Raw genomic sequence first — 24457 nt, 5'->3', positions numbered from 1 at the left:
CCATGAACAACCTTTCTTCCTCTGCGGATGTGATCGCCGTAGTGCCCGCTGCCGGTATTGGCAGCCGCATGCAGGCGGCCTGCCCGAAACAGTATCTGACCATCGGTCAACTTACCCTTCTTGAACACAGCGTCGCGCGGTTGCTGGCGCATCCTGCCGTGAAACAGGTGGTGGTCGCTATCGGCCCCGATGATGGCTGGTTTGACACCTTGCCGCTGGCGCAGGATGCCCGCGTGCTGCGCGTCACTGGCGGCGAGACGCGCGCTGAGTCAGTGCTGGCGGGGTTGCAGGCGATCAGGCAGGGGGAGTGGGTGCTGGTGCACGACGCCGCGCGTCCGTGTTTGCACCCCGATGATTTAGCGCGCCTGCTGGCGGTGCGTCAGCACAGTAAAGTGGGGGCGATTCTGGCAGCACCGGTGCGTGACACCATGAAGCGTGCCGAACCGGGCAAAGCGGCCATTGCGCACACCGTCGAGCGTGAAAATTTATGGCATGCGTTGACACCACAATTCTTCCCTCACGCACTGCTGACGGCCTGCCTGACGCGCGCCCTTAATGAAGGGGCGACCATTACCGATGAGGCATCGGCACTGGAATACTGCGGCTACCATCCCGAACTGGTGAGCGGTCGCAGTGATAATATCAAGGTGACGCGGCCAGAAGACCTGGCGCTGGCGGCCTTCTATCTTACCCAGATTCAGTTACAGGAGAGCGCATGATGCGTATCGGCCACGGTTTTGACGTGCACGCCTTCGGAGGCGCGGGTCCTCTGGTGATTGGCGGGGTGCGGGTTCCCTTTGAACAGGGTTTTATTGCGCATTCCGATGGTGATGTCGCGTTGCATGCGTTGACGGATGCCCTGCTGGGTGCGGTGGCGATGGGCGATATCGGCAAACTGTTTCCCGATACCGATCCTGCTTATAAAGGTGCGGATAGCCGTGGCTTATTGCGTGAAGCCTGGCGTCGCATCCAGCAGAAGGGTTACCAGATTGGTAACGTGGATGTCACCATCATTGCTCAGGCACCGAAGATGTTGCCGCATGTTCCGCAAATGCGCGTGAATATCGCCGAAGATCTTGGCTGTCATATGGATCAGGTAAACGTCAAAGCGACGACCACCGAAAAACTGGGTTTCACCGGGCGCGGCGAAGGCATTGCCTGTGAAGCCGTTGCACTGCTGGTTAAGGCAGAAACGGCATGAGTGAATTGCTGTACCTGCATGGTGAACCACGCGCGACCGGGGTGATCAAAGCGAACCCGCAAGATTTTGTCGTTATTGAGGATCTCGGTTATCCCTATGATGGCGAAGGTGAACAGTTGCTGGTGCGTATCCGTAAAATCGGCTGCAACACTCGCTTCGTGGCAGAAGCGCTGGCGAAGTTTCTGGGTGTACATGTGCGTGATCTCAGCTATGCCGGGATGAAGGACCGCCATGCGGTGACGGAACAGACGCTTTGTTTCCGTTTACCGGGTAACGCCATGCCTGATCTGTCTGAATTTCAGCTTGAAGGCGTGGAAATCCTGCAGGTGGTGCGCCACAAGCGTAAACTACGTACCGGTGCGCTGGCGGGAAATGCGTTTCGTCTGGTGATCCGTCAAATTTCGGACCGCACTGAGGTGGAACAGCGTTTACAGAAAATTCAGAAAAGCGGTGTACCGAATTATTTTGGCGAGCAGCGTTTCGGGCGCGAGGGTAATAATCTGACGCAGGCCCGCCAGTGGGCGCAGGATAGCTTTCGCCCCCGTGATCGTGCCAAAAAAGGTCTGCTGCTTTCGGCGACGCGCAGCCATTTGTTTAATCAGGTGACCAGCGCCCGTTTACAACGTGACAACAGCCTCGACGCGGTGATCAATGGCGATGCATTGCAGCTTACCGGTCGCGGTAGCTGGTTTGTCGCGCAGGCAGAAGAACTGGCTGAACTGCAACAGCGCGTGGACCAGGACGAATTACGCATCACTGCCCCATTAGCCGGGCGGGGTGGCTGGGGCACTCAGGCGGAAGCGCTTGAATTTGAACAGCAGAGCCTGGCAGGTGCAGCAGAATTGATTACACTGCTTGAGCGTGAACGTGTTGATGCGGCACGGCGTGCGATGCGCGTGGTGCCAAAAGATTTGCGCTGGAACTGGTGGGATGATGTGACGCTGGAGATGGCATTCTGGCTGCCTGCGGGCAGTTATGCCACCAGCGTGGTGCGTGAGCTTCTCCAACAAGAAGGTAACGATGCGGATATTGCTGAGTAACGATGACGGAATTCATGCTCCTGGCATTCAGACACTGGCGCGCGCGCTGCGTCAGTTTGCTGAAGTGCAGGTGGTGGCACCCGATCGTAATCGGAGCGGTGCCTCAAACTCGCTGACACTCGAAACACCGCTTCGTACCTTTACCCATGAAAACGGCGATATCGCGGTACAGATGGGCACACCAACCGACTGCGTGTTTCTCGGGGTGAATGCCCTGATGCAACCGCGTCCGGATATCGTGGTTTCCGGAATCAATGCCGGGCCGAACCTCGGTGATGACGTGATTTATTCTGGCACGGTGGCCGCTGCGATGGAGGGACGTCATCTCGGGCTACCGGCGCTGGCCGTATCCCTTAACGGCCATCAGCATTACGCCACTGCCGCCGCAGTGACCTGCGCATTGCTGCGGGCCTTGACGCGTGAGCCGCTGCGTACCGGTCGCATCCTGAATATCAACGTACCGGATTTACCCCTGTCCGAAGTGAAAGGCTTCCGCGTGACGCGTTGCGGCAGCCGGCATCCGGCCGATCAGGTGATTTGCCAGCAGGACCCACGCGGCAACACCCTGTACTGGATCGGGCCGCCGGGTGAAAAGCTGGATGCGGGGCCGGATACTGATTTTGCTGCGGTTGATGCCGGGTACGTTTCCATCACCGCGTTGCATGTTGACCTGACTGCGCCAGCGGCGCAGTTGGTGTTGAGCGAATGGCTGACCCAGGCGGAGGTGGATTTGGCATGGTGAGTCGGCGTGTCGAAACCCTGCTGGCGCAACTGCGTGCGCAGGGCATCCATGATGAACATCTGCTGAAAGCCATCGCCGATGTGCCGCGTGAGCGTTTTATCGACGAAGCCTTCGAACACAAAGCCTGGGACAATGTCGCCCTGCCGATTGGCAGCGGGCAGACCATTTCACAGCCTTATATGGTGGCGCGGATGACGGCGCTGCTTGAGTTAAATGCTGATGCGTGCGTGCTGGAAATTGGCACCGGCTCCGGTTATCAGACCGCTATTCTGGCCCATCTGGTTAATCACGTTTATTCCGTTGAACGCATCAAAGGGTTGCAGTGGCAGGCGAAACGCCGCCTGAAGCAGCTCGATCTCCACAATGTTTCCACACGCCACGGTGATGGCTGGCAGGGATGGGCGGCACGCGGTCCGTTCGATGCCATCATTGTCACGGCAGCTCCCCCTGAAATTCCGACTGCGCTGATAGCGCAATTGCGCGACGGCGGCAGAATGGTGCTGCCGGTTGGAGAAGATCAGCAAGTGTTGAAGCGTCTGCGTCGCCAGGGTGATGAGATGATTGAAGAGATCATCGAACCCGTCCGCTTTGTGCCTTTAGTTCAGGGTGACCTGGCCTAAAGCGCTTCGTACTTGTTCACAACTGTTACATAGCATGGCGCAGTTGATCTTGCTACTATCCTTGTTAATCAAAGCGAAAGGCCGTTTCGGACGCATTACGCAGTGTAAAATGCGGCTATCGCAGTCACAGTTATATCCAGGATTGCCATCACGGGGGATCAATGAGCACGGGAAGCACAATATTTCAATTACGCCGTTTGGCGGCACTGACAGTGGTCGGTTTCTGGCTGGCCGGTTGTAGCTCCAGCGATAACACACAGGCACCCATTAGTCAGATTGGTGGAAACGGTGGTATGAGCGACGCTTCTGGCGGCGGAGTACCGACCATGCCTCGTGGCGGAATGTTAAGTGGTGGTGTACCTTCTGCGCCCGCTTCGGGCGGAATGATTAGTGGTAATGATAATGTGATGACGCAAAACGGTCACATTGTATACAACCGAAATTATGGGAATATTCCTAAAGGTAGCTATGGCGGTGAGACCTACACCGTTAAGCGCGGCGATACCCTGTTCTACATTGCCTGGATTACCGGCAACGATTTTCGCGATCTGGCGCAACGCAACAACATCGCCGCCCCGTATAGCCTGAACGCCGGGCAAACGTTGCAGGTTGGTAACGGATCCGGCCAGTCAATTACCGGTGGTAACGCTATCACTGCGGCGGATGCAACTCAGGGTGGTGTACCTGTTACTCCGGGTTCTTCGCAAATTAAATCGACCCCAGTTGCACAGCAACCTGTTATTACGTATTCTGATGATTCGGGTAATTCTTCAGGCAGCAAATTGTTGCCGTCGAAAGGGGCAAATAATGTGGCAACGACCACAGCTCCGGTTACCGTACCGCCCACAGTCAGCAGCACAACGGATAGCACAACCCCAGTGGGAAGCTGGCGTTGGCCGACTGATGGGAAGATCATCGATAACTTCTCCGCTGCGGAAGGCGGAAATAAAGGGATCGATATCGCCGGTTCGCGCGGACAACCTGTTGTCGCCACTGCTTCGGGTAGAGTGGTATACGCAGGCAACGCGCTCCGTGGGTACGGTAATTTAATCATCATCAAACACAATGATGACTACCTGAGTGCGTACGCCCATAACGACACTATGCTGGTCCGGGAACAACAGGAAGTTAAAGCTGGGCAAAAAATCGCTACTATGGGTAGCACCGGAACCAGTTCAGTAAGATTGCATTTTGAAATTCGTTACAAGGGGAAATCCGTAAATCCGTTGCGTTACTTACCGCAACGATAATCCGGCAGAACCCAGGTGTTCTGCCCTTGGATCACGGGTAGGAGCCGCTTATGAGCCAGAATACGCTGAAAGTTAACGAGTTACACGAAGATGCGGAATTCGAGGAGAACGGAGCTGAGGTTTTTGATGAGAAGGCTCTCGTTGAGAACGAACCTGGTGATAACGATGTAGCGGAAGAAGAGTTGTTGTCACAGGGTGCGACGCAACGCGTTTTGGATGCGACGCAGCTCTACCTCGGAGAAATTGGTTATTCTCCATTGTTAACGGCGGAAGAAGAGGTGTTCTTTGCCCGCCGCGCATTACGAGGCGACGTTCCTTCTCGCCGTCGCATGATTGAAAGTAACCTGCGTCTGGTGGTGAAGATTGCCCGTCGTTACAGCAATCGCGGTCTGGCTCTGCTTGATCTGATTGAAGAGGGTAATCTCGGCCTGATTCGCGCCGTAGAGAAGTTTGACCCGGAACGTGGGTTCCGCTTCTCGACTTACGCCACCTGGTGGATTCGTCAGACTATTGAACGGGCGATCATGAACCAAACCCGTACCATTCGTCTGCCTATCCACATTGTTAAAGAGTTAAATGTCTATCTGCGTACTGCGCGTGAACTCTCACACAAGCTCGATCATGAGCCGAGTGCCGAAGAGATCGCCGAGCAGCTGGACAAACCGGTTGATGATGTAAGCCGTATGCTGCGTCTCAACGAGCGCATTACCTCGGTTGATACGCCACTCGGTGGTGATTCCGAAAAAGCGTTGCTGGATATCCTGGCCGATGAAAAAGACAACGGTCCGGAAGACACCACGCAGGACGATGATATGAAACAAAGCATCGTTAAGTGGTTGTTTGAACTGAATGCCAAGCAGCGTGAAGTGCTGGCGCGTCGTTTCGGCCTGTTGGGCTATGAAGCGGCGACGCTGGAAGATGTTGGCCGCGAAATCGGTTTGACCCGTGAGCGTGTCCGCCAGATTCAGGTAGAAGGTCTGCGTCGTTTGCGCGAAATCCTGCAAACTCAGGGCCTGAATATCGAAGCACTGTTTCGTGAATAAACCGTAATCGCTACATAAAAACGGTGACCTTCTGGTCACCGTTTTTTTATGGCTGTCAATCAGGATGGCGGCGGGCTGTCACCGCCATCCTGCTGATGCTAAACCAGCGTTTTCAGACGATAGATCCACTCCAGAGCCTGGCGTGGTGTCAGGGTATCGGGATCGAGCGCTTCCAGTGCCTCAACTGCTGGTGAGGTGTCTGCGACCAGTAGCGGCAACTGCGCGCCTTCCACCGTCGAGGCCGCTGAACTGCCCGAAAGGGCTTCCAGTTCCTTCAGTTTATGGCGGGCACGTTTTATGACTTCCTTCGGCACACCCGCCAGCGCCGCCACGGCAAGACCGTAACTTTTACTGGCTGCGCCGTCCTGCACGCTATGCATAAAGGCGATGGTGTCGCCATGTTCTACGGCATCGAGATGCACGTTAACCACACCTTCCATTTTTTCTGGCAGCGTAGTCAGCTCGAAATAGTGGGTAGCAAACAGCGTCATCGCTTTGATACGGTTTGCCAGACTTTCGGCGCAGGCCCAGGCCAGCGACAGGCCATCATAGGTTGAGGTGCCACGCCCGATTTCATCCATCAGTACCAGGCTGTTTTCGGTTGCATTGTGCAGGATGTTGGCGGTTTCGGTCATTTCCACCATAAAAGTGGAACGTCCTGAGGCCAAATCGTCAGCCGCACCGACACGGGTAAAAATACGGTCGATGGGGCCGATCACCGTCTCTTCGGCCGGGACAAAGCTGCCGATCCACGCCATCAGCGCTATCAAGGCTGCCTGGCGCATATAGGTACTTTTACCGCCCATATTGGGACCGGTGATAATCAGCATACGGCGCTGAGTTGAAAGCGATAACGGATTCGCGATAAAAGGTTCTTTCAGCACCTGCTCGACCACCGGGTGACGACCACCGGTGATGCGAATGCCGGCTTTATCCTGTAGCACCGGACAGCAATAGTTGAGTGTCCAGGCACGTTCCGCCAGGTTAGCCAGCACATCAAGCTCAGCCAGTGCGGCGGCACTTAATTGCAGCGCTTCCAGATGTGGCAGCAGGCGATCAAACAGCTCGTCGTAAAGGCCTTTCTCCAGTGCCAGCGCTTTCCCTTTTGAAGTCAGTACCTTGTCTTCATACTCTTTCAATTCTGGAATGATGTAGCGTTCAGCATTCTTGAGCGTCTGACGGCGCACATAGTGGATGGGTACCAGGTGGCTCTGACCACGACTGACCTGGATGTAATAGCCATGTATGGCGTTAAAGCCAACCTTAAGCGTGTCCAGTCCCAGTTTTTCGCGTTCGCGGATCTCAAGACGATCGAGATAATCGGTGGCTCCATCGGCCAGTGCGCGCCACTCGTCGAGTTCAGCGTTATAACCTGGCGCAATCACCCCACCGTCACGAACTAATACCGGTGGGGACTCAATGATCGCCTGCTCAAGTAATTCACGCAGTTCACTGAAATCACCCATCTGCGTGCGCAACTGAATGAGCTGCGGGGCGTCCACCTGTTGCAGAAGAGCATTCAGTTCTGGCAACTGCTGGAAAGCGTGGCGCATGCGGGCCAGATCGCGTGGGCGGGCAGTACGCAGCGCCAGACGGGCGAGGATACGCTCAAGATCGCCCACCTGGCGTAAAACCGGTTGCAACTCTTCGCTGTGCGCCTGTAACTCCGCAATGGACTGCTGACGGCGGGCGATGGTCGCGACATCACGTAATGGCATATGCAGCCAACGTTTCAACATGCGGCTGCCCATCGGAGTAACGGTTTTATCCAGTACCGCCGCGAGGGTGTTTTCCGTTCCTCCTGCCAGGTTCTGCGTGATTTCCAGGTTGCGGCGCGTGGCGGCATCCATAATCACGCTATCCTGCTGACGCTCCATGCTGAGTGAGCGGATATGGGGCAGGGAGGTGCGTTGGGTATCTTTGACATATTGCAGCAAGCAACCGGCCGCGCGCAGTGCCAGGTGCGCCTGTTCGACGCCAAACCCGTTGAGATCGCGCGTGCCAAATTGCAGATTCAACTGCTGGCGCGCGGTATCGATTTCATATTCCCAGAGCGGACGACGGCGCAGACCACGACGTTGATCGATGAGTGGCATCGCCTGAAAATCTTCGGGGTAGAGCAATTCAGCCGGATTAGTGCGTTGCAATTCGGCGGCCATGGTTTCCTGATCGGCGGGTTCACTTAACCGGAAGCGCCCGGAACTGATATCCAGCGTGGCATAGCCAAACCCGCGCTGGCTCTGGAAAATGGCGGCCAGTAGGTTATCCTGGCGCTCCTGCAGCAGAGCTTCATCGCTGATGGTGCCAGGGGTGACAATGCGCACCACTTTGCGTTCTACCGGGCCTTTACTCAGCGCGGGATCACCAATCTGCTCACAAATCGCCACCGATTCGCCTAACTGGACCAGCTTCGCCAGATAGCCCTCAACCGCGTGATAAGGAACACCTGCCATAGGAATGGGTTCACCTGCGGATGCACCACGTTTGGTGAGTGAGATTTCCAGCAGCTGTGAAGCGCGTTTTGCGTCATCGTAAAACAGCTCATAAAAATCACCCATGCGATAGAACAGCAGGATATCAGGATGATCGGCCTTCAGACGCAGGTACTGCTGCATCATGGGCGTATGGGCGGTGAAGTCCATTTGCTCTGCTCCTTTCATCTCTTTCTCGATTTGCATTTACTTTTTGATTGCCCGTAATAGGTTATCGCTACAGGGAAGGTGCATTATCACGCCGCCGTAATAACGAAAGAGGCGATGTTATCATTTTTACTGCCTCTCCTTCATCCGCCTGCTGGCCTTTCGGTTGCCGACCATAGCAAATTGCGGCGTCAGGAAAAAAGAAAAAAACGCTGTAAATGGTAAAGTGTGGAAGCGGGTCGCAAATTTTGTCGGGCAGCAGCCCGGCAGAGATAACTGACGTAAATTTAAGATATTGCCCTGTAAGTCATCTACCTGAACGATTAACATGTGGACTCCGGTTTCACCTGGCTTATGGAAATCCAATGCGTTTTAAGGTTGCCCTTCTCCCGCTTATTACCCTGCTTGCCGCCTGTAGCAGCAAGCCTCAAACAACCCAGCAGCCCGCCGTCGTTTCTGCACCTCAGGGTGGTTTTCTACTGGATCAATCACACGCTATCCAGCCAATGTTTGGTGATTTCGCGGATAATCCTGCCGCTGAGCAATTTATTGACCAGATGGTGGCGAAGCACGGTTTTGATCGTCAGCAATTGCATGCGGTGATCGGCCAGGCGAAACGGCTGGATTATGTGCTGCGCCTGATGGACCAGCAGGCACCGAGCTATACTCCGCCAACCGGCCCTAACGGTGCCTGGATTCGTTATCGTAATAAATTCATTACCCCTGATAACGTGCAAAACGGCGTTGCCTTCTGGAATCAATATCAGGATGCGCTGCAACGCGCTCAGCAGGTCTATGGTGTGCCACCGGAGATTATTGTCGGCATTATCGGCGTTGAGACGCGCTGGGGCAGGGTGATGGGGAAAACTCGCTTACTGGATGCACTGGCAACGCTTTCGTTCAACTATCCACGCCGTGCAGCTTATTTCAGTAGCGAGCTGGAAACTTTCCTGTTAATGGCACGTACTGAGCAGGATGATCCGCTCGACCTGCGGGGTTCTTTCGCGGGTGCGATGGGCTACGGCCAGTTTATGCCATCGTCGTATAAACAATACGCGGTGGATTTCAACGGGGATGGGCATATCAATTTATGGGACCCGGTTGATGCTATCGGCAGCGTGGCGAATTATTTCAAAGAACATGGCTGGCGTTCGGGTGAAGCCGTTGCTGTCCCGGCCAGCGGACAGGCCCCGGCACTGGAGAATGGTTTCAAAACCCTGTACCCGGTCAGCACCCTGATGGCAAGCGGCCTGACACCGCAGGGATCGCTGGACGGCAACAATCAGGCCAGTTTGTTACGTCTTGATCTGGGCACCAGTTATCAATACTGGTACGGGCTGCCCAATTTCTACGTCATCACCCGCTACAATCACAGTACGCATTACGCCATGGCAGTGTGGCAGTTAGGTGAAGCCGTCAGCAAAGCACGACAGGGCGCAATTTTTTAATGCTGTCCTTACTCTTAGTAAGGAGATAAGATGGCGCCCCTTTTGCGGCGCCATCTTCGCCGCGACCTTTTCTCTGAGGAGCGCTTATGAATACCTTACCCGCCTGTCCTGAATGCCAGGCCGACTATACCTGGCAGGATGGCGAAAAGCTGAACTGCCCGTCATGTGGACATATCTGGTCGCTTGCGGCGGATGATCTGGCTGCTGATGGTCTGGTGGTGCGTGATGCAAATGGCAACCTGCTGGCAGATGGCGACAGCGTCACCGTGGTCAAAGACCTGAAGGTTAAAGGCAGCTCCTCAACGTTGAAAATCGGCACAAAAGTGAAAAGCATTCGTCTGGTTGAAGGCGATCACAACATTGATTGCAAGATCGATGGTTTTGGCCCGATGAAACTCAAATCTGAGTTCGTGAAAAAGAACTGAGCCCCGGACGGCGCTGTGCCGTCCGCGTTGTTCCATTATTCCAGCAACCGATCTATCGCTGCGCACTGTGCGGCACTCAGCTCTCCGCCATAGTTGCGGGAGCGGGTGGACATCGATTCATAACGACGTGCGACGGCGGTTTTGATCGTTGTGACAAAATCGTCTCCCAGGGTATAAATCGCCATCAGCTGACCGATGCGTTGCTGAATCGTGGTTAACTGGCGTAAATCGCCCGCCCGCCACGCCTGCATCGCTCCGGCAAATAGCTCCGGTACGATATTATTCAGCCCGGAAATCACCCCTGCACCGCCTGCCAGCAGGTTGGGTAGCAGATATTCGTCATATCCGGATAGCACCGTAAAATCGCTGCGCACTTTTCTTGTTTCTTCAATCAACGCACGATTGTGCGACAGGCAATCCACCGTGTCTTTTATACCAATAAAATTGGGCAGTTCTGCAGCCAGTTCCGCCACCAGTGCGGGCGTTAAATCACAACCGGTACGTGCCGGAAAATTATAGGCAAACCATTTCCCACCTAATTGCTGGTCCAGGGCTTTGAAATAGCTCAGCAACTGTTTCTGCGTTTGGCCATAGTAATAAGGAGGGAGCACCATCACCGCATCAAACCCATGCTGCCAGGCGGCTTCAGCCAGCTGCAGCATATCAGGTACGCAGGTGCTGGAAACGTTAGCGACCATCGTGAGGGGGGATAACTGGCGAGCTTCCCGAATCAATCGCAGCCGTTCCTGCTGCGTGAGCGAGGCAAATTCCCCAATGCTGCCCATCAACAGCAGGGTATCAATGCCTGATTGATTGAGCCGGGCGAAGTGACGGCCCAGAGCGTCAATATCGACTTCCCCGTCGTTATCAAACGGGGTGACTGACGGACACCAGACGCCAGCCAGTGCGGGTTGTGCAGCCATAGCAAACTCCTTATCAAGAAAAATGAAACACCGTTTTAACTTAATCGTCATTAGACCAACTCACCAGATGTCAGCATGCAAAAAGTGAGCTATCGCACTTTTCTTTCCGGGGAAAGGGCAAAAAAGGGTAGTGTGTGGTTCTTCGGCTAATCAGGAGCGTGCAAATGCAAGACTGGAATCCACAGCTATATCGTCAGTTTGAATCAGAGAGAACCCGACCGGCTTATGAGTTGCTGGCGCGGGTTACCACCCCTGAAGTGCGTTTCGCAACGGATTTGGGTTGCGGACCGGGCAACAGTACCGAGCTATTGGCGCAGGCCTGGCCAGAGGCCGTCGTCTGTGGCATTGATAGCTCGGAAGCGATGCTGGTGCAGGCGCGTGAACGCCTTCCGGATTGCCTCTTTAAGCTGGCCGATATCCGTTCCTGGCAGGCCGAACAACCACAGCAGGTGATTTACGCGAATGCATCTTTGCAATGGCTGGGTGATCATTCTTCGCTGCTGCCGCACCTGGTAAGCCAGCTCGCCATCGGCGGCTCACTGGCAATTCAGATGCCGGATAACCTGGAAGAACCTTCGCATCGCCTGATGCGCGAAGTCGCTGCGGGGGAACGCTGGCGGTCGCATATTTCTCAGCAGGCAGCTGAACGTAAGCGCTTACTGACCAGCCAACAATATTATGATTTGCTGAGCGATGCGGGTTGTGAGGTTGATCTCTGGCGCACGACTTATTACCACGTCATGGCAGATGCGCAGGCGATTATTACCTGGCTGCGCGCCACCGGATTACGTCCTTTCCTTGCCGGGCTGGATGAAAACCAGCAACAGGCGTTTTTAGCGGAGTATCATCAGGCGCTGATTACCGCTTATCCGACTCGCGCTGATGGCAAAGTTTTGCTGGCCTTCCCGCGTCTTTTTATAGTGGCAATGAAAACACGTTAAAGCTTCTGGAACCGCCCGCGCAAAACGGGACATCGGGGTTGAAAAGGATCCTCCGCTGCACCATTTACTGTTAACGTGAGCGCCAGACAAGGAGAAGACGATGGACGATGAACAGTTACAGCAGTTGAGTCGTCGTATTGGCGAACAGCTGAAAGCGCGCAAAGCAACCATTACGGCGGCGGAGTCCTGTACCGGTGGCTGGATTGCAAAAGTGTTTACCGATATCAGTGGCAGCTCCGCCTGGTTTGAACGTAGCTTCGTGACTTACAGCAACGACGCCAAGCAGCAAATGGTGGGGGTGCAGGCCTATACGCTGGCCCGGTTTGGTGCCGTGAGCGAGCAGACCGTGCGCGAGATGGCGGCAGGGGCCTGCAAAGAGGCGGCCGCGCAGTATGCTATCGCGGTCAGTGGTATTGCCGGGCCGGATGGCGGCACCCCGGATAAGCCAGTCGGCACTGTCTGGTTTGGCTTTGCCGGCCCGGATGGGCAACTGATGGCGCAGTGTCAGCACTTTGCTGGCGACCGCGACGCGGTGCGTCGTCAGTCCGTCGCCTGGGCATTGCAAACGCTGCATGATGAATTTCTGACAAATTAAACTTGATACTGTATGACTGTACAGTATAATTACCGGCAACAGAACGCGAGCAGACATGCAGAGATGTCCGCTTACCCGGCATGATTAGGAGTGGAAATGGCGATTGACGAAAACAAACAGAAGGCTTTAGCTGCCGCGCTGGGCCAGATCGAGAAACAGTTTGGTAAAGGCTCCATCATGCGCCTGGGTGAAGACCGCTCGATGGATGTTGAAACCATCTCCACCGGTTCACTTTCGCTGGATATCGCGCTGGGCGCAGGCGGCCTGCCGATGGGGCGTATCGTTGAAATTTATGGTCCGGAATCTTCTGGTAAAACCACGCTGACCTTGCAGGTCATTGCTGCTGCGCAGCGTAAAGGTAAAACCTGTGCCTTTATTGATGCCGAGCATGCGCTTGACCCGGTCTACGCCAAGAAGCTGGGCGTCGATATTGATAACCTGCTGTGTTCGCAGCCGGATACCGGTGAGCAGGCGCTGGAAATCTGTGATGCGCTGGCTCGTTCCGGTGCTGTTGACGTCATCATCGTCGACTCCGTCGCCGCACTGACGCCGAAAGCTGAAATTGAAGGCGAAATCGGTGATTCCCACATGGGTCTGGCCGCTCGTATGATGAGCCAGGCGATGCGTAAGCTGGCGGGTAACCTGAAGCAGTCCAATACGCTGCTGATTTTCATCAACCAGATTCGTATGAAGATTGGTGTGATGTTCGGTAACCCGGAAACCACCACCGGTGGTAACGCGCTGAAATTCTACGCTTCAGTACGTCTCGATATTCGCCGCATCGGTGCCATTAAAGAGGGCGATGAAGTGGTGGGCAGCGAAACCCGCGTGAAAGTGGTGAAGAACAAAATTGCTGCACCGTTCAAACAGGCTGAATTCCAGATTATGTACGGCGAAGGCATCAACACCTTCGGTGAACTGGTTGACCTGGGCGTGAAGCACAAGCTGGTTGAGAAAGCCGGTGCCTGGTACAGCTACAATGGCGAAAAAATCGGCCAGGGTAAAGCAAACTCGACCAATTTCCTGAAAGAGAACCCGGCGATTGCTAATGAAATCGATCAGAAGCTGCGTGACATGCTGCTGACCGGTGCAACGGCCAGTGCCGGTGCTGCGGATGTTTCTGCTGACAACTACGAAGAAGCCAGCGAAACGAACGAAGATTTCTGATACCACAACGGGAGCGCTCTGCTCCCGTTTTGTTTTTCCCCCGCCAGCACTTTCCCTCTTTAATCTCTTGCTTTACCCTGCGCTACTGTCTGAAAAAGGTAAGTCATATGTCATCATCTCCGACACCCGCGCCAACTTTTTCTCGTTTGCTGGATCGCGCTATGCGCATCCTGTCGCAGCGAGACCATAGCCGTGAAGAACTGAAGCGCAAGCTACAACTTTCCAGCCAGCGGGCCGCCTGGATGCAGCAACAGGAAACTGTCGAACCCATTCCTGAAGAGCTGCTGGAGCAGGTTGCCGACTGGTGTCAGCAGAATGGTTGGTTAAACGATCAGCGTTTTACGGAACGATTTATCATCAGTCGCAGCCGCAGAGGGTATGGCCCGCAACGTATTCGCATCGAGCTGCAACAAAAAGGCATTGTGCGTGATGAAATTGACCAGGCGTTGTTTGATACCGAGGTCAACTGGGTCGAGTGTGCTGCCGGGCTGGCGAAACGTAAGTTTGGCGATCCGCTGCCGCAAGACTGGGCCGGGAAAAGCAAAGTCCAGCGCTTTCTGATGACAAAAGGCTTTCTGATGGAAGATATTCAGGCAATTTTCAGAAATTTTGACGACTGAAAGGCAATGGGATTTTACTTCCCACTGAAGAAAATTTATCTTATTCCCACTTTTTGTTCCTCAGTCAGCGGTGAGCCGGGCGCATGCGGCTTGCCAGACGAGAGGTAACGTTCGTTAGCGTGATTCCAGGAAATTTATGAGCAAGAGCACTGCTGAGATCCGTCAAGCGTTTCTCGACTTTTTTCATAGCAAGGGACATCAGGTTGTAGCCAGCAGCTCCCTCGTACCGAACAACGACCCGACGCTGCTGTTTACCAACGCCGGGATGAACCAGTTTAAAGACGTTTTCCTCGGTCAGGATAAGCGCGATTACTCACGTGCGACCACGGCGCAGCGTTGCGTGCGTGCTGGCGGTAAGCACAATGACCTCGAAAACGTGGGTTACACCGCGCGTCATCACACCTTCTTTGAAATGTTGGGCAACTTTAGTTTTGGCGACTATTTCAAAAAAGACGCGATTGCCTATGCCTGGGAACTGCTGACGGGCGAGCAGTGGTTTAAGCTGCCAAAAGAACGCCTTTGGGTGACCGTCTATGAAACTGACGATGAAGCCTATGACATCTGGGCTAAAGATATTGGTATTCCGCACGAACGTATCATTCGTATTGGGGACAATAAAGGCAGCGCTTACGCGTCAGACAACTTCTGGCAGATGGGTGATACCGGCCCGTGTGGTCCGTGCAGCGAGATCTTCTTCGATCATGGCGATCACATCTGGGGTGGCCCGCCGGGCAGCCCGGAAGAAGATGGCGACCGTTATATTGAAATCTGGAATATCGTATTCATGCAGTTCAACCGTCAGGCTGACGGTACCATGCAGCCATTACCGAAACCTTCGGTGGATACTGGTATGGGGCTGGAGCGAATTGCTGCGGTTCTGCAACACGTTAACTCCAACTACGAAATCGATCTTTTCGCCAAACTGATTAAGTCTGTGGCTGAAGTGACGGGTGCCACTGATCTCAGCAACAAATCATTGCGTGTGATTGCCGACCATATCCGTTCCTGTGCTTTCCTGGTTGCTGATGGCGTAATCCCTTCGAACGAAAACCGTGGCTATGTGCTGCGTCGTATCATTCGTCGTGCGGTCCGTCATGGCAACATGCTTGGCGCGAAAGATGCCTTCTTCTATAAGCTGGTTGCGCCTCTGATTGAGGTGATGGGTTCGGCGGGTGAAGACCTGCAACGCCAGCAAGCCCAGGTAGAGAACGTTCTGAAAGCGGAGGAAGAACAGTTTGCGAAAACCCTGGAGCGTGGTCTGGCGCTGCTGGATGAAGAGCTGGCGAAGCTGCAAGGCGATACTCTGGATGGCGAAACCGTCTTCCGTCTCTATGATACTTTTGGCTTCCCGGTAGACCTGACGGCGGATGTGTGCCGTGAGCGCAATCTGAAGATCGACGAAGCTGGATTTGAAGTGGCGATGGAGCAGCAGCGCCAGCGTGCACGTGAAGCCAGTGGATTTGGTGCGGATTACAACAACGTGATTCGCATCGATTCTGCATCAACGTTTAAAGGTTATGACCAGCTGGCACTGACCTCGACCGTACAGGCGCTTTTTGTCGATGGGCAAGCGGTTGAGCAGGTGAGCGCAGGCCAGGAGGCGGTGGTGGTGCTTGATGAGACCCCATTCTATGGCGAGTCTGGTGGCCAGGTAGGTGATACCGGCGTACTGGCTGGGAATAATGCTGAATTTAGCGTGCAGGACACACAGAAGTATAGTCAGGCCATTGGTCATATCGGTAAGCTGACTACCGGCCAGCTGCGCGTCGGCGATCGCCTGAGTGCTCAGGTTGATGAAGAACGCCGCGCCCGTATCCGTCTGAACCATTCAGCGACCCACCTGTTGCATGCAGCGTTGCGCCAGGTTTTAGGTGAGCATGTGGCGCAGAAAGGTTCGCTGGTAAATGATAAATACCTGCGTTTCGATTTCTCTCATTTTGAAGCGATGAAGCCGCAGGAAATCCGCCAGGTTGAGGATATCGTCAACGCGCAAATCCGTCGTAACCTGGCCGTTGAAACCAATATCATGGACCTTGAGGCTGCTAAAGCGAAGGGGGCTATGGCGCTGTTTGGCGAGAAATACGATCAACGTGTTCGCGTGCTGAGCATGGGGGATTTCTCAACCGAGCTGTGTGGTGGTACGCATGCCGCGCGCACGGGTGATATTGGTCTGTTCCGTATTTTATCTGAATCGGGTACTGCTGCTGGCGTGCGTCGTATCGAAGCCGTCACTGGCGAAGGCGCTCTGGCGCAGGTTAATGCACAAAGCCACCAGTTGCAGGATATCGCGCACCTGGTGAAAGCCAACAGCAGCAACCTGAATGAGAAAGTTCGCGGGCTGGTAGATCACGTCCGTGCACTGGAAAAAGAATTGCAGCAACTGCGTGATCAGCAGGCGGCACAGGAAAGTGCTTCACTCAGCAGCAAAGCCGTAGATGTTAAAGGGACTAAACTGCTGGTGAGCGAGCTTAGCAATGTAGAACCTAAGATGCTGCGTACCATGATGGACGACCTGAAAAATCAGCTTGGTTCCGCCATTATCGTGCTGGCGACCGTAGCAGAAGGTAAGGTGTCACTGATCGCGGGTGTCACCAAAGATCTGACCGATCGTGTGAAAGCGGGCGAGCTGGTTGGTGAACTGGCGGCTCAGGTTGGTGGTAAAGGCGGTGGACGCCCGGATATGGCTCAGGCTGGTGGTACGAATCCACAGGCACTGGCTGGCGCGCTGGCGGGTGTGCAGGACTGGGTTAGCAATCGACTGTAACGAAATAAAACTAAGCATCGCGGAGAGCGCCAGGAACGGAATGTTCCGGCGCTTTTTAACGCGATGTGCACCAGGTAATGACAAAGTCAGGTTGAGGCAGTGTATTTCGGCTAAACTAACTATCAGCAGAATGTATTGGCGTGGCAAACCACAATGGTGTATTTGTCATAGACATTGTTCAGCGTTATATGATGGATATGGCCGGGAACCCGAACAGGCCCGACTCTTTTAATCTTTCAAGGAGCAAAGAATGCTTATTCTAACTCGTCGAGTTGGTGAAACCCTCATGATTGGCGATGAGGTGACTGTAACGGTGCTGGGAGTTAAAGGTAACCAGGTCCGTATTGGCGTCAATGCACCTAAAGAAGTTTCGGTGCATCGCGAAGAGATCTATCAGCGCATTCAGGCAGAAAAAGCTCAGCCTACGAGTTACTAACGGATTCAGCGCCTCGCCTCGCTGCGAGGCGCTACCGGTTTATCCTGCCCAAAACGTCTTTCCTTCCCATTTTCTTCTTTCTCATTTTGTTAGCTGCATCCCTCTTTTACTGTTGATTAATCACTCTTTTTGTCGGCAAAATGTGCGGATTGTCTGTCATTTGTGCAAATGAACTTGTAGTGGGAAAAATTGTTTGACTTATAAATGCGGGAAAGTAATATGTGCGCCACGCAGTGCCGATGAGCGGAAACAAAGTTCAGAAGCACAGTTCGAAAGAAAGCGTAAGGTGAGGTGGCCGAGAGGCTGAAGGCGCTCCCCTGCTAAGGGAGTATGCGGTCAAAAGCTGCATCCGGGGTTCGAATCCCCGCCTCACCGCCATTTTTCGATGCATCCATAGCTCAGCTGGATAGAGTACTCGGCTACGAACCGAGCGGTCGGAGGTTCGAATCCTCCTGGATGCACCATCGAAAAAGATGTCGTAAAGAGTGAACGAGCAGTTCCTTTCATGGTGAGTTGTTAGCACCCTGCGTTGTACAAGAATTTTCAGAAATGCATCCATAGCTCAGCTGGATAGAGTACTCGGCTACGAACCGAGCGGTCGGAGGTTCGAATCCTCCTGGATGCACCATTCTTTGTATCACTCCCAGGTTGATTTCAGTTAGTCCATCGTAAGAAAATATCTCAATGCATCCATAGCTCAGCTGGATAGAGTACTCGGCTACGAACCGAGCGGTCGGAGGTTCGAATCCTCCTGGATGCACCATTCTTTGCCCTCATCACCAGATTGTTTTTGTTTACCCATCGCCAGAAAGTTTCCCAATGCATCCATAGCTCAGCTGGATAGAGTACTCGGCTACGAACCGAGCGGTCGGAGGTTCGAATCCTCCTGGATGCACCATATCCCCCGGATTTATCTCTCCACTGTAAAAAGCCCTGTTTTAACCGTCATTTATCTCCGGCACCACTTCCTCACCTTTTTCTTAAAACCAAAATTACTAATGCTTTCAAAGCATTTGCTGTTAAGCGCGCCTGGCGACAACCTGAACGCATTACGTTAAAGTAATGGCTCGATTGCTGGAGGTCCGGAGTGACAATGTACGACCAATATGACGCCCTGATTTTCGATATGGACGGCACCATTCTTGATTCTGAGCCGACACATCGAAAAGCCTGGCATCAGGTTCTGAGCCGCTATGGTTTCACCATGGATGAGGAAAAAATGGTGAGCTTTAACGGTGCGCCCACCTGGCAGCTGGCGCAATTTATCATTGAGCAAAACAAAGCTACGCACGATCCCCATTTGCTGGCGGCGGAAAAGACCGTGGCCTTTAAAGCAATGCTGCTGGATAGCGTGCGTCCTTTGCCGCTGATGGAAGTGGTAAAGGCTTATCACGGACGTCGTCCGATGGCGGTTGGCACAGGCAGTGAACACAGCCTGGCTGAAGCCCTGCTCAAACAATTAGGTGTTTATCATCTTTTTACCGCCGTCGTCGGCGCTGATGACGTACAGCGCCATAAACCGCAACCTGATACCTTTTTACGCTGTGCAGAATTGATGGGCGTTGCGCCCACGCGCTGTGTGGTATTTGAGGATGCTGACTTTGGCGTACAGGCAGCAAAAGCAGCAGGCATGGATGTGGTTGATGTCCGTTTACTGTGAATGAATTCCTGACCTATGGCTCGTTATTCAGCAGTAGCTTTCTGAGTGCCACCCTCCTTCCGGGAAGCTCAGAGGCGGTGCTGGTAGCCCTGTTGATCGCCCAAAAGGGATCGGTCTTTGGGTTACTATTGGCTGCATCAGTGGGAAACACGCTGGGCGGCCTGACTAACATTCTTCTTGGTCGTCTGATGCCGCCAAAAGGGCAGGGGCGATGGCATAACACAGCAATGACGTGGTTACACCGGTTGGGACCTGCAGCGTTGTTGTTTAGCTGGCTGCCAGTGGTGGGCGATCTGCTTTGCGTGTTCGCAGGCTGGTTGCGCGTTGCCTGGCTCCCGGCGTTGCTGTTTCTCGCCATCGGTAAAACGCTGCGTTACATCGTTATCGCGATGGTCACCTTACAAGGTTTGCAATGGTGGCATTGATTCGCACAGATTCGAGGCTACGGTTAACATTATGCTGAACAAAAATAAATTATTCGCACAGCGGGAGGTTAATGTGATCCCGGACGTATCTAAAGCGCTTTCCTGGTTGGAAGCGCATCCCGACGCGTTAAAGGGTATCGGCCGTGGTATTGAACGCGAAACGTTGCGTGTCAACCCGGATGGTCACCTGGCAACGACCGGACACCCCGAGTCTCTGGGGTCAGCGCTGAAGCATGATTGGATTACCACCGATTTTGCCGAAACACTGCTGGAGTTCATCACGCCTGTTGATCAGAACATTGATCACATGCTCAGTTTCCTGCGCGACATTCACCGCCATGTGGCTCGTGAACTGGGGCAGGAGCGCATGTGGCCTTTTAGCATGCCGTGCATTATTGACGATGCTGATAACATCGAGCTGGCGCAATACGGCAGTTCCAACATTGGCAAAATGAAGACGTTGTATCGCCAGGGGCTGAAAAATCGCTATGGCGCGTTGATGCAGACTATCTCAGGCATCCATTATAACTTCTCTCTGCCATTGTCGTTCTGGCAGGAGTGGGCGGATGTCAAAGATGCGGAAAGTGGTAAAGAGACCATTTCCGCCGGTTATTTGCGCCTGATTCGTAACTATTATCGCTTCGGCTGGGTCATCCCCTATCTGTTTGGTGCCTCACCAGCAATTTGTTCGAGCTTCCTGCAAGGCCGAGAAACCAATCTGCCGTTTGAAACGAACGAACAAGGCACCCTGTGGCTGCCGTATGCCACTTCACTGCGCCTGAGCGATCTTGGATATACCAATAAATCGCAAAGTGGGTTGGGTATCACCTTTAACTCGCTGGATGGTTATGTGGCGGCGCTCAAAGCAGCCATCAAAACGCCATCGGAAGAGTATGCTGCCATGGGAACGAAAGATGCCGATGGTAACTGGCTGCAGCTGAATACCAATGTGCTACAAATCGAGAACGAGTTGTATGCGCCGATTCGACCGAAGCGGGTAACGCGCTCCGGCGAAGCCCCTTCCGATGCGCTGCAACGTGGTGGCATTGAATATATTGAAGTCCGCTCGCTGGATATTAACCCGTTCTCGGCAATTGGCGTTGATGCTACCCAGGTACGCTTCCTCGATTTGTTCCTGATTTGGTGTACTCTGGCTGATGCGCCAGAAATGAGCGCTGATGAATTGCTCTGCAGCCGTAAAAACTGGAATCGTGTGGTGCTGGAAGGCCGTAAGCCGGGACAGATGATTGCCGTGGGTTGCAGTGAAGCACAGCATACGCTGGTCGAGGTGGGTAAGGCCCTGTTTGCTGATTTGAGTCGCGTGGCCGAAGTGCTCGACAGCAATCATGGCAGCACGCAATATCAACAGGTTTGCGATCAACTGGTGGCATCGTTTGACGATCCTGAGCTAACCTATTCGGCGCGTATCCTTCATGCAATGAAGGAAAATGGTTTGACCGGGACCGGAGTGGCGTTGGCTGAACAATATCGTCATTTGTTATGCGAAGAGCCGTTACAGGTTCTGAGTGAGGATGACTTTACTCGCCAGGCGCAGGATTCAGTGCTCGCGCAAGAGAAACTGGAACAGAGCGATACGCTGGATTTTGCCAGCTACCTCGCCAGCCGGGAAGGGTAGAAAAAGAAAAGGCCACATCACTGTGGCCGAATTAACATCTCTGTTGTCAGGGATGATGATAACAAATGCGCGTCTTTCATATATTCAGACGTTGGGCGAACAGAAAAGTTTCATCGTTTTAAAAAAAATTCTCAAAACAGGAGGTGACAATATGCCACTGCTGGATAGTTTTACTGTAGACCACACCATCATGGCGGCGCCCGCAGTACGCGTAGCAAAAACCATGAAAACTCCTCATGGCGATACCATCACCGTTTTTGACCTGCGTTTCTGCCGGCCGAACAAAGAAATCCTGACCGAGCGCGGCATCCACACGCTGGAGCACCTCTTCGCAGGATTTATGCGTAACCACCTGAATGGTGAAGGCGTTGAAATCGTCGATATTTCGCCGATGGGCTGCCGTACCGGTTTTTATATGAGCCTGATTGGCACGCCGGATGAGCAGCGTGTGGCAAAAGCGTGGAAAGGGGCGATGGAAGACGTTCTGAAAGTGAAAGAACAGAACCAGATCCCGGAATTGAACGAGTATCAATGTGGTAGCTACAAACTGCACTCGTTGGATGAAGCGCAGCAGATTGCGCGCAACGTGCTGGCAAGCGAGATCGGCGTTAACTACAACGAAGATTTGAAGCTGCCAAAAGAAAAGCTGCAGGAACTGCATATCTAGTTGCTGCTGATGCAAAAAGAAAAATGCCGCGATAATCGCGGCATTTTTTATGCTTCATTTCAGGAGCCGATGGAAGATTTAAGCGGCGTATGCGGTGTGATGCGTACCTGCTTCACCATGTTGTCCTGCACATCGAGAATATCGATATCGTACTTACCGACCTGTACCCGTGTATCCACCTGTGGGATCTCTTCCAGCACTTCCAGCAGCATGCCGTTGATGGTGCGGGCTTCTTCTTCCGGTAGTGACCAGTTAAAAGCCTTGTTGATTTCACGAATGTTCGCACCACCTTCAATCAGCACGGAACCATCGTTCTGTGGCATCACTTCTTCAGCCAGTGTCGGGGACATTGAGGTGGTAAAGTCGCCAACAATTTCTTCAAGAATATCTTCGATAGTGACCAGGCCTTTGAGATCGCCATACTCATCCACCACCAGCCCCACTTTCTTTTTGTTGCGCTGAAATTTAACCAGCTGCACGTTAAGTGGGGTGCCTTCCGGCACATAGTAGATTTCATCGGCGGAACGCAGCAGCGTCTCTTTGTTGAATTCTTTTTTCTCGGTCATCATGCGCCAGGCTTCACGTACCCGTAGCATGGCAACGCAATCATCCAGCGAGTCACGGAATAACACGATACGACCATGTGGCGAATGACTAAGCTGACGAACGATAGATTTCCAGTCGTCATTAATGTTGATGCCGACAATCTCGTTACGCGGCACCATGATGTCTTCGACGCCCACTTTTTCCAGGTCCAGCACTGACAGCAGCATATCCTGATTACGGCGTGACATCAGGTTGCGTGATTCATACACGATGGTACGCAACTCTTCTTTACTTAACGCCGAGCTGATGGAGCCATCGGTTTTGATACCGACCATACGCATCAGAATGCGTGTGATGGTGTTGAGCAGCCACACCAGTGGCAGCATCACATATTGCAACGGAGCAAGCAGAAAACTGCTGGGATAAGCGACCTTCTCCGGATAGAGTGCTGCGATGGTTTTGGGCAGCACTTCCGCGAAAACCAGCACCACAAACGTCAGCACGCCGGTTGCTATCGCGACGCCCGCGTCACCGTATAAACGCATGCCGACGATCGTGCCTAACGCCGAGGCCAGGATGTTGACCAGGTTGTTACCGATCAGCACCAGGCTGATCAGTCGATCCGGCCGACGCAATAATTTTTCGACGCGCCGCGCACTGCGATGCCCGTTTTTAGCCTGATGGCGCAGTTTGTAACGGTTGAGCGTCATCATGCCGGTCTCTGAACCGGAGAAATAGGCCGAGACCAGCACCATGATGACCAAAGTGATGATCAGCGTGGTGGTTGAAACATGTTCCAACGCAAAAATTCCTTTAGTGAGACGATTGAGTAAGCAGGTGCTGCAGCACACGGCTGCCGAAGTAGGCCATGGTCAGCAAAATCGCACCGCTGCAATTGAACCAGACGACGCGACGACCGCGCCAGCCTTCGTGGTAGTGTCCCCAGAGCAGAACGATATAGACGAACCAGGCAATGATTGACAGCACCGCTTTGTCCACATTCTCGGCGCTGAACAGATTGTGCATATAGAACAGGCCGGTACACAGCACCAGCGTCAGCAGCACGACGCCAACCTGAGTGATGTGGAACATCTTGCGCTCAATGGTGAGCAGTGGTGGCATATCCTGGGTGAACGCCAGCTTTTTATTTTTTAACTGATAGTCAATCCACGCCAGCTGCAGCGCATAAAGGGCGGCAATGATCAGGGTGGCATAGGCAAACAGCGACAGGCCGATGTGAATCATCATACCTGGCGTCGTTTCCAGATGGGTAATAAACGCGTTAGGCACAAACGTGGCAAAGGCCAGATTAATCAACGCAAAGCTATAAACGATAGGCAGCAGCAGCCAGCCGCGATTGCGTGACGCCACAATGGTCATAATGGAACAGATCAACAGGCTTACCAGCGAACCGATATTCAACAGGCTGAGATTTTGCCCGTTATCGACGGCGAAAATACGCTGTTGCAACGCTATGGCGTGAGCAATCAGCGCCACGCAGGCGGAGAGCACAGCAAGGCGACGCCAGCCGCCGTTGCGTTTCAACAGGCTGGGTATGATCAGAGCAAGGCTGATAGAGTAGGCGAACAGCGCCACGATCGCAGAAACGAACATAGATCCTTTCAGGTGTCGGTCAGATAAGGAAAAAAGCAGTATAACGTTAGCCGCA

At 53.6% G+C, this 24457-nt stretch carries 24 protein-coding genes and 5 tRNA genes; 24 read left to right on the top strand and 5 right to left on the bottom strand.

Features of this window, described 5'->3' with window-relative positions; all coding sequences use genetic code 11:
* Positions 1 to 2: 2 nt before the first annotated feature.
* The 7 genes from ispD (at position 3) to rpoS (ending at position 5896) form a co-directional block, all read left to right on the top strand.
* Complete coding sequence (ispD, locus tag CUN67_RS15745; protein ID WP_208716257.1) at positions 3 to 719, top strand: 2-C-methyl-D-erythritol 4-phosphate cytidylyltransferase; 717 nt, start codon at positions 3 to 5, stop codon at positions 717 to 719.
* Entirely contained in the window at positions 719 to 1201 is a 483-nt protein-coding gene (gene ispF / locus CUN67_RS15740) for a 2-C-methyl-D-erythritol 2,4-cyclodiphosphate synthase (protein WP_302882473.1), read from the top strand. Before ispD ends, ispF begins: the two co-directional genes overlap by 1 nt.
* Positions 1198 to 2241: a tRNA pseudouridine(13) synthase TruD gene (gene truD, locus CUN67_RS15735; RefSeq protein ID WP_208716255.1), complete on the top strand. Its 1044-nt coding sequence runs from the start codon at positions 1198 to 1200 to the stop codon at positions 2239 to 2241. The genes ispF and truD overlap by 4 nt, the downstream gene beginning before the upstream one ends.
* Entirely contained in the window at positions 2222 to 2983 is a 762-nt protein-coding gene (gene surE, locus CUN67_RS15730) for a 5'/3'-nucleotidase SurE (protein WP_208716254.1), read from the top strand. Before truD ends, surE begins: the two co-directional genes overlap by 20 nt.
* Positions 2977 to 3603, top strand: coding sequence for a protein-L-isoaspartate(D-aspartate) O-methyltransferase (locus CUN67_RS15725; RefSeq protein WP_084876460.1), 627 nt, complete (start codon positions 2977 to 2979; stop codon positions 3601 to 3603). Before surE ends, CUN67_RS15725 begins: the two co-directional genes overlap by 7 nt.
* Before the next feature lie 161 nt (positions 3604 to 3764).
* Positions 3765 to 4853, top strand: coding sequence for a murein hydrolase activator NlpD (gene nlpD, locus CUN67_RS15720; RefSeq protein ID WP_208716253.1), 1089 nt, complete (start codon positions 3765 to 3767; stop codon positions 4851 to 4853).
* Between the two features lie 50 nt (positions 4854 to 4903).
* Entirely contained in the window at positions 4904 to 5896 is a 993-nt protein-coding gene (gene rpoS / locus CUN67_RS15715; protein WP_208716252.1) for an RNA polymerase sigma factor RpoS, read from the top strand.
* A 98-nt stretch (positions 5897 to 5994) separates the two neighbouring features.
* Here rpoS and mutS read toward each other — a convergent pair whose 3' ends face one another.
* Both mutS and CUN67_RS15705 read right to left on the bottom strand, forming a co-directional pair.
* Positions 5995 to 8538 carry a DNA mismatch repair protein MutS gene (mutS, locus tag CUN67_RS15710; protein ID WP_208716251.1) on the bottom strand — a complete coding sequence of 848 codons (2544 nt, stop codon included), beginning with the start codon at positions 8536 to 8538 and terminating at the stop codon, positions 5995 to 5997.
* 126 nt (positions 8539 to 8664) lie between these two features.
* Entirely contained in the window at positions 8665 to 8865 is a 201-nt protein-coding gene (locus CUN67_RS15705) for a hypothetical protein (RefSeq protein WP_208716250.1), read from the bottom strand.
* Positions 8866 to 8900: 35 nt separating this feature from the next.
* Between CUN67_RS15705 and mltB the strand changes: the two genes are divergently transcribed.
* Together mltB and CUN67_RS15695 are read left to right on the top strand one after the other, a co-directional pair.
* Entirely contained in the window at positions 8901 to 9983 is a 1083-nt protein-coding gene (mltB, locus tag CUN67_RS15700) for a lytic murein transglycosylase B (protein ID WP_208716249.1), read from the top strand.
* Between the two features lie 86 nt (positions 9984 to 10069).
* Positions 10070 to 10408, top strand: a complete 339-nt coding sequence (locus CUN67_RS15695) for a zinc ribbon domain-containing protein YjdM (RefSeq protein ID WP_208716248.1) — start codon at positions 10070 to 10072, stop codon at positions 10406 to 10408.
* A gap of 35 nt (positions 10409 to 10443) precedes the next feature.
* Here CUN67_RS15695 and CUN67_RS15690 read toward each other — a convergent pair whose 3' ends face one another.
* Positions 10444 to 11331, bottom strand: coding sequence for a dihydrodipicolinate synthase family protein (locus CUN67_RS15690; RefSeq protein WP_208716247.1), 888 nt, complete (start codon positions 11329 to 11331; stop codon positions 10444 to 10446).
* Between the two features lie 164 nt (positions 11332 to 11495).
* Here CUN67_RS15690 and tam point away from each other — a divergent pair, with 164 nt between their 5' ends.
* From tam to luxS, 15 genes are all read left to right on the top strand, one after another.
* Positions 11496 to 12272: a trans-aconitate 2-methyltransferase gene (gene tam, locus CUN67_RS15685; RefSeq protein WP_208716246.1), complete on the top strand. Its 777-nt coding sequence runs from the start codon at positions 11496 to 11498 to the stop codon at positions 12270 to 12272.
* A gap of 100 nt (positions 12273 to 12372) precedes the next feature.
* Entirely contained in the window at positions 12373 to 12867 is a 495-nt protein-coding gene (gene pncC / locus CUN67_RS15680; protein WP_208716245.1) for a nicotinamide-nucleotide amidase, read from the top strand.
* A 96-nt stretch (positions 12868 to 12963) separates the two neighbouring features.
* Entirely contained in the window at positions 12964 to 14034 is a 1071-nt protein-coding gene (gene recA, locus CUN67_RS15675) for a recombinase RecA (protein WP_208716244.1), read from the top strand.
* A gap of 107 nt (positions 14035 to 14141) precedes the next feature.
* Positions 14142 to 14654 (top strand): regulatory protein RecX, encoded by a 513-nt coding sequence (locus CUN67_RS15670; RefSeq protein WP_208716243.1) that lies wholly within the window; start codon positions 14142 to 14144, stop codon positions 14652 to 14654.
* A 136-nt stretch (positions 14655 to 14790) separates the two neighbouring features.
* Positions 14791 to 17418, top strand: coding sequence for an alanine--tRNA ligase (gene alaS / locus CUN67_RS15665; protein ID WP_208716242.1), 2628 nt, complete (start codon positions 14791 to 14793; stop codon positions 17416 to 17418).
* 250 nt (positions 17419 to 17668) lie between these two features.
* Positions 17669 to 17854 (top strand): carbon storage regulator CsrA, encoded by a 186-nt coding sequence (gene csrA, locus CUN67_RS15660; protein ID WP_013510212.1) that lies wholly within the window; start codon positions 17669 to 17671, stop codon positions 17852 to 17854.
* 285 nt (positions 17855 to 18139) lie between these two features.
* Positions 18140 to 18232 (top strand) — tRNA-Ser (locus tag CUN67_RS15655).
* Positions 18233 to 18241: 9 nt separating this feature from the next.
* Positions 18242 to 18318 (top strand) — tRNA-Arg (locus CUN67_RS15650).
* Positions 18319 to 18405: 87 nt separating this feature from the next.
* Positions 18406 to 18482, top strand: a tRNA-Arg gene (locus CUN67_RS15645).
* Positions 18483 to 18540: 58 nt separating this feature from the next.
* Positions 18541 to 18617, top strand: a tRNA-Arg gene (locus CUN67_RS15640).
* 58 nt (positions 18618 to 18675) lie between these two features.
* Positions 18676 to 18752: transfer RNA gene (locus CUN67_RS15635), tRNA-Arg, on the top strand.
* A gap of 195 nt (positions 18753 to 18947) precedes the next feature.
* Positions 18948 to 19514 carry a fructose-1-phosphate/6-phosphogluconate phosphatase gene (gene yqaB, locus CUN67_RS15630; RefSeq protein ID WP_208716241.1) on the top strand — a complete coding sequence of 189 codons (567 nt, stop codon included), beginning with the start codon at positions 18948 to 18950 and terminating at the stop codon, positions 19512 to 19514.
* Entirely contained in the window at positions 19511 to 19939 is a 429-nt protein-coding gene (locus tag CUN67_RS15625; protein ID WP_208716240.1) for a YqaA family protein, read from the top strand. The genes yqaB and CUN67_RS15625 overlap by 4 nt, the downstream gene beginning before the upstream one ends.
* A 31-nt stretch (positions 19940 to 19970) precedes the next feature.
* Positions 19971 to 21575: a glutamate--cysteine ligase gene (gene gshA / locus CUN67_RS15620; RefSeq protein WP_208716239.1), complete on the top strand. Its 1605-nt coding sequence runs from the start codon at positions 19971 to 19973 to the stop codon at positions 21573 to 21575.
* Positions 21576 to 21726: 151 nt separating this feature from the next.
* Entirely contained in the window at positions 21727 to 22242 is a 516-nt protein-coding gene (gene luxS / locus CUN67_RS15615) for an S-ribosylhomocysteine lyase (RefSeq protein ID WP_084876445.1), read from the top strand.
* Between the two features lie 59 nt (positions 22243 to 22301).
* Here the strand turns inward: luxS and CUN67_RS15610 are convergent, their stop codons facing one another.
* On the bottom strand, positions 22302 to 23588 hold the full coding sequence (locus CUN67_RS15610) for an HlyC/CorC family transporter (RefSeq protein ID WP_208716238.1): 1287 nt from the start codon (positions 23586 to 23588) through the stop codon (positions 22302 to 22304).
* A 13-nt stretch (positions 23589 to 23601) separates the two neighbouring features.
* Entirely contained in the window at positions 23602 to 24402 is an 801-nt protein-coding gene (locus CUN67_RS15605) for a cytochrome C assembly family protein (RefSeq protein ID WP_208716237.1), read from the bottom strand.
* Between the last annotated feature and the right edge of the window lie 55 nt (positions 24403 to 24457).

It is taken from the genome of Pantoea cypripedii, assembly GCF_011395035.1.
Lineage (GTDB): Bacteria > Pseudomonadota > Gammaproteobacteria > Enterobacterales > Enterobacteriaceae > Pantoea > Pantoea cypripedii_A.
This window is presented reverse-complemented; position numbering and strand designations above follow the sequence as displayed.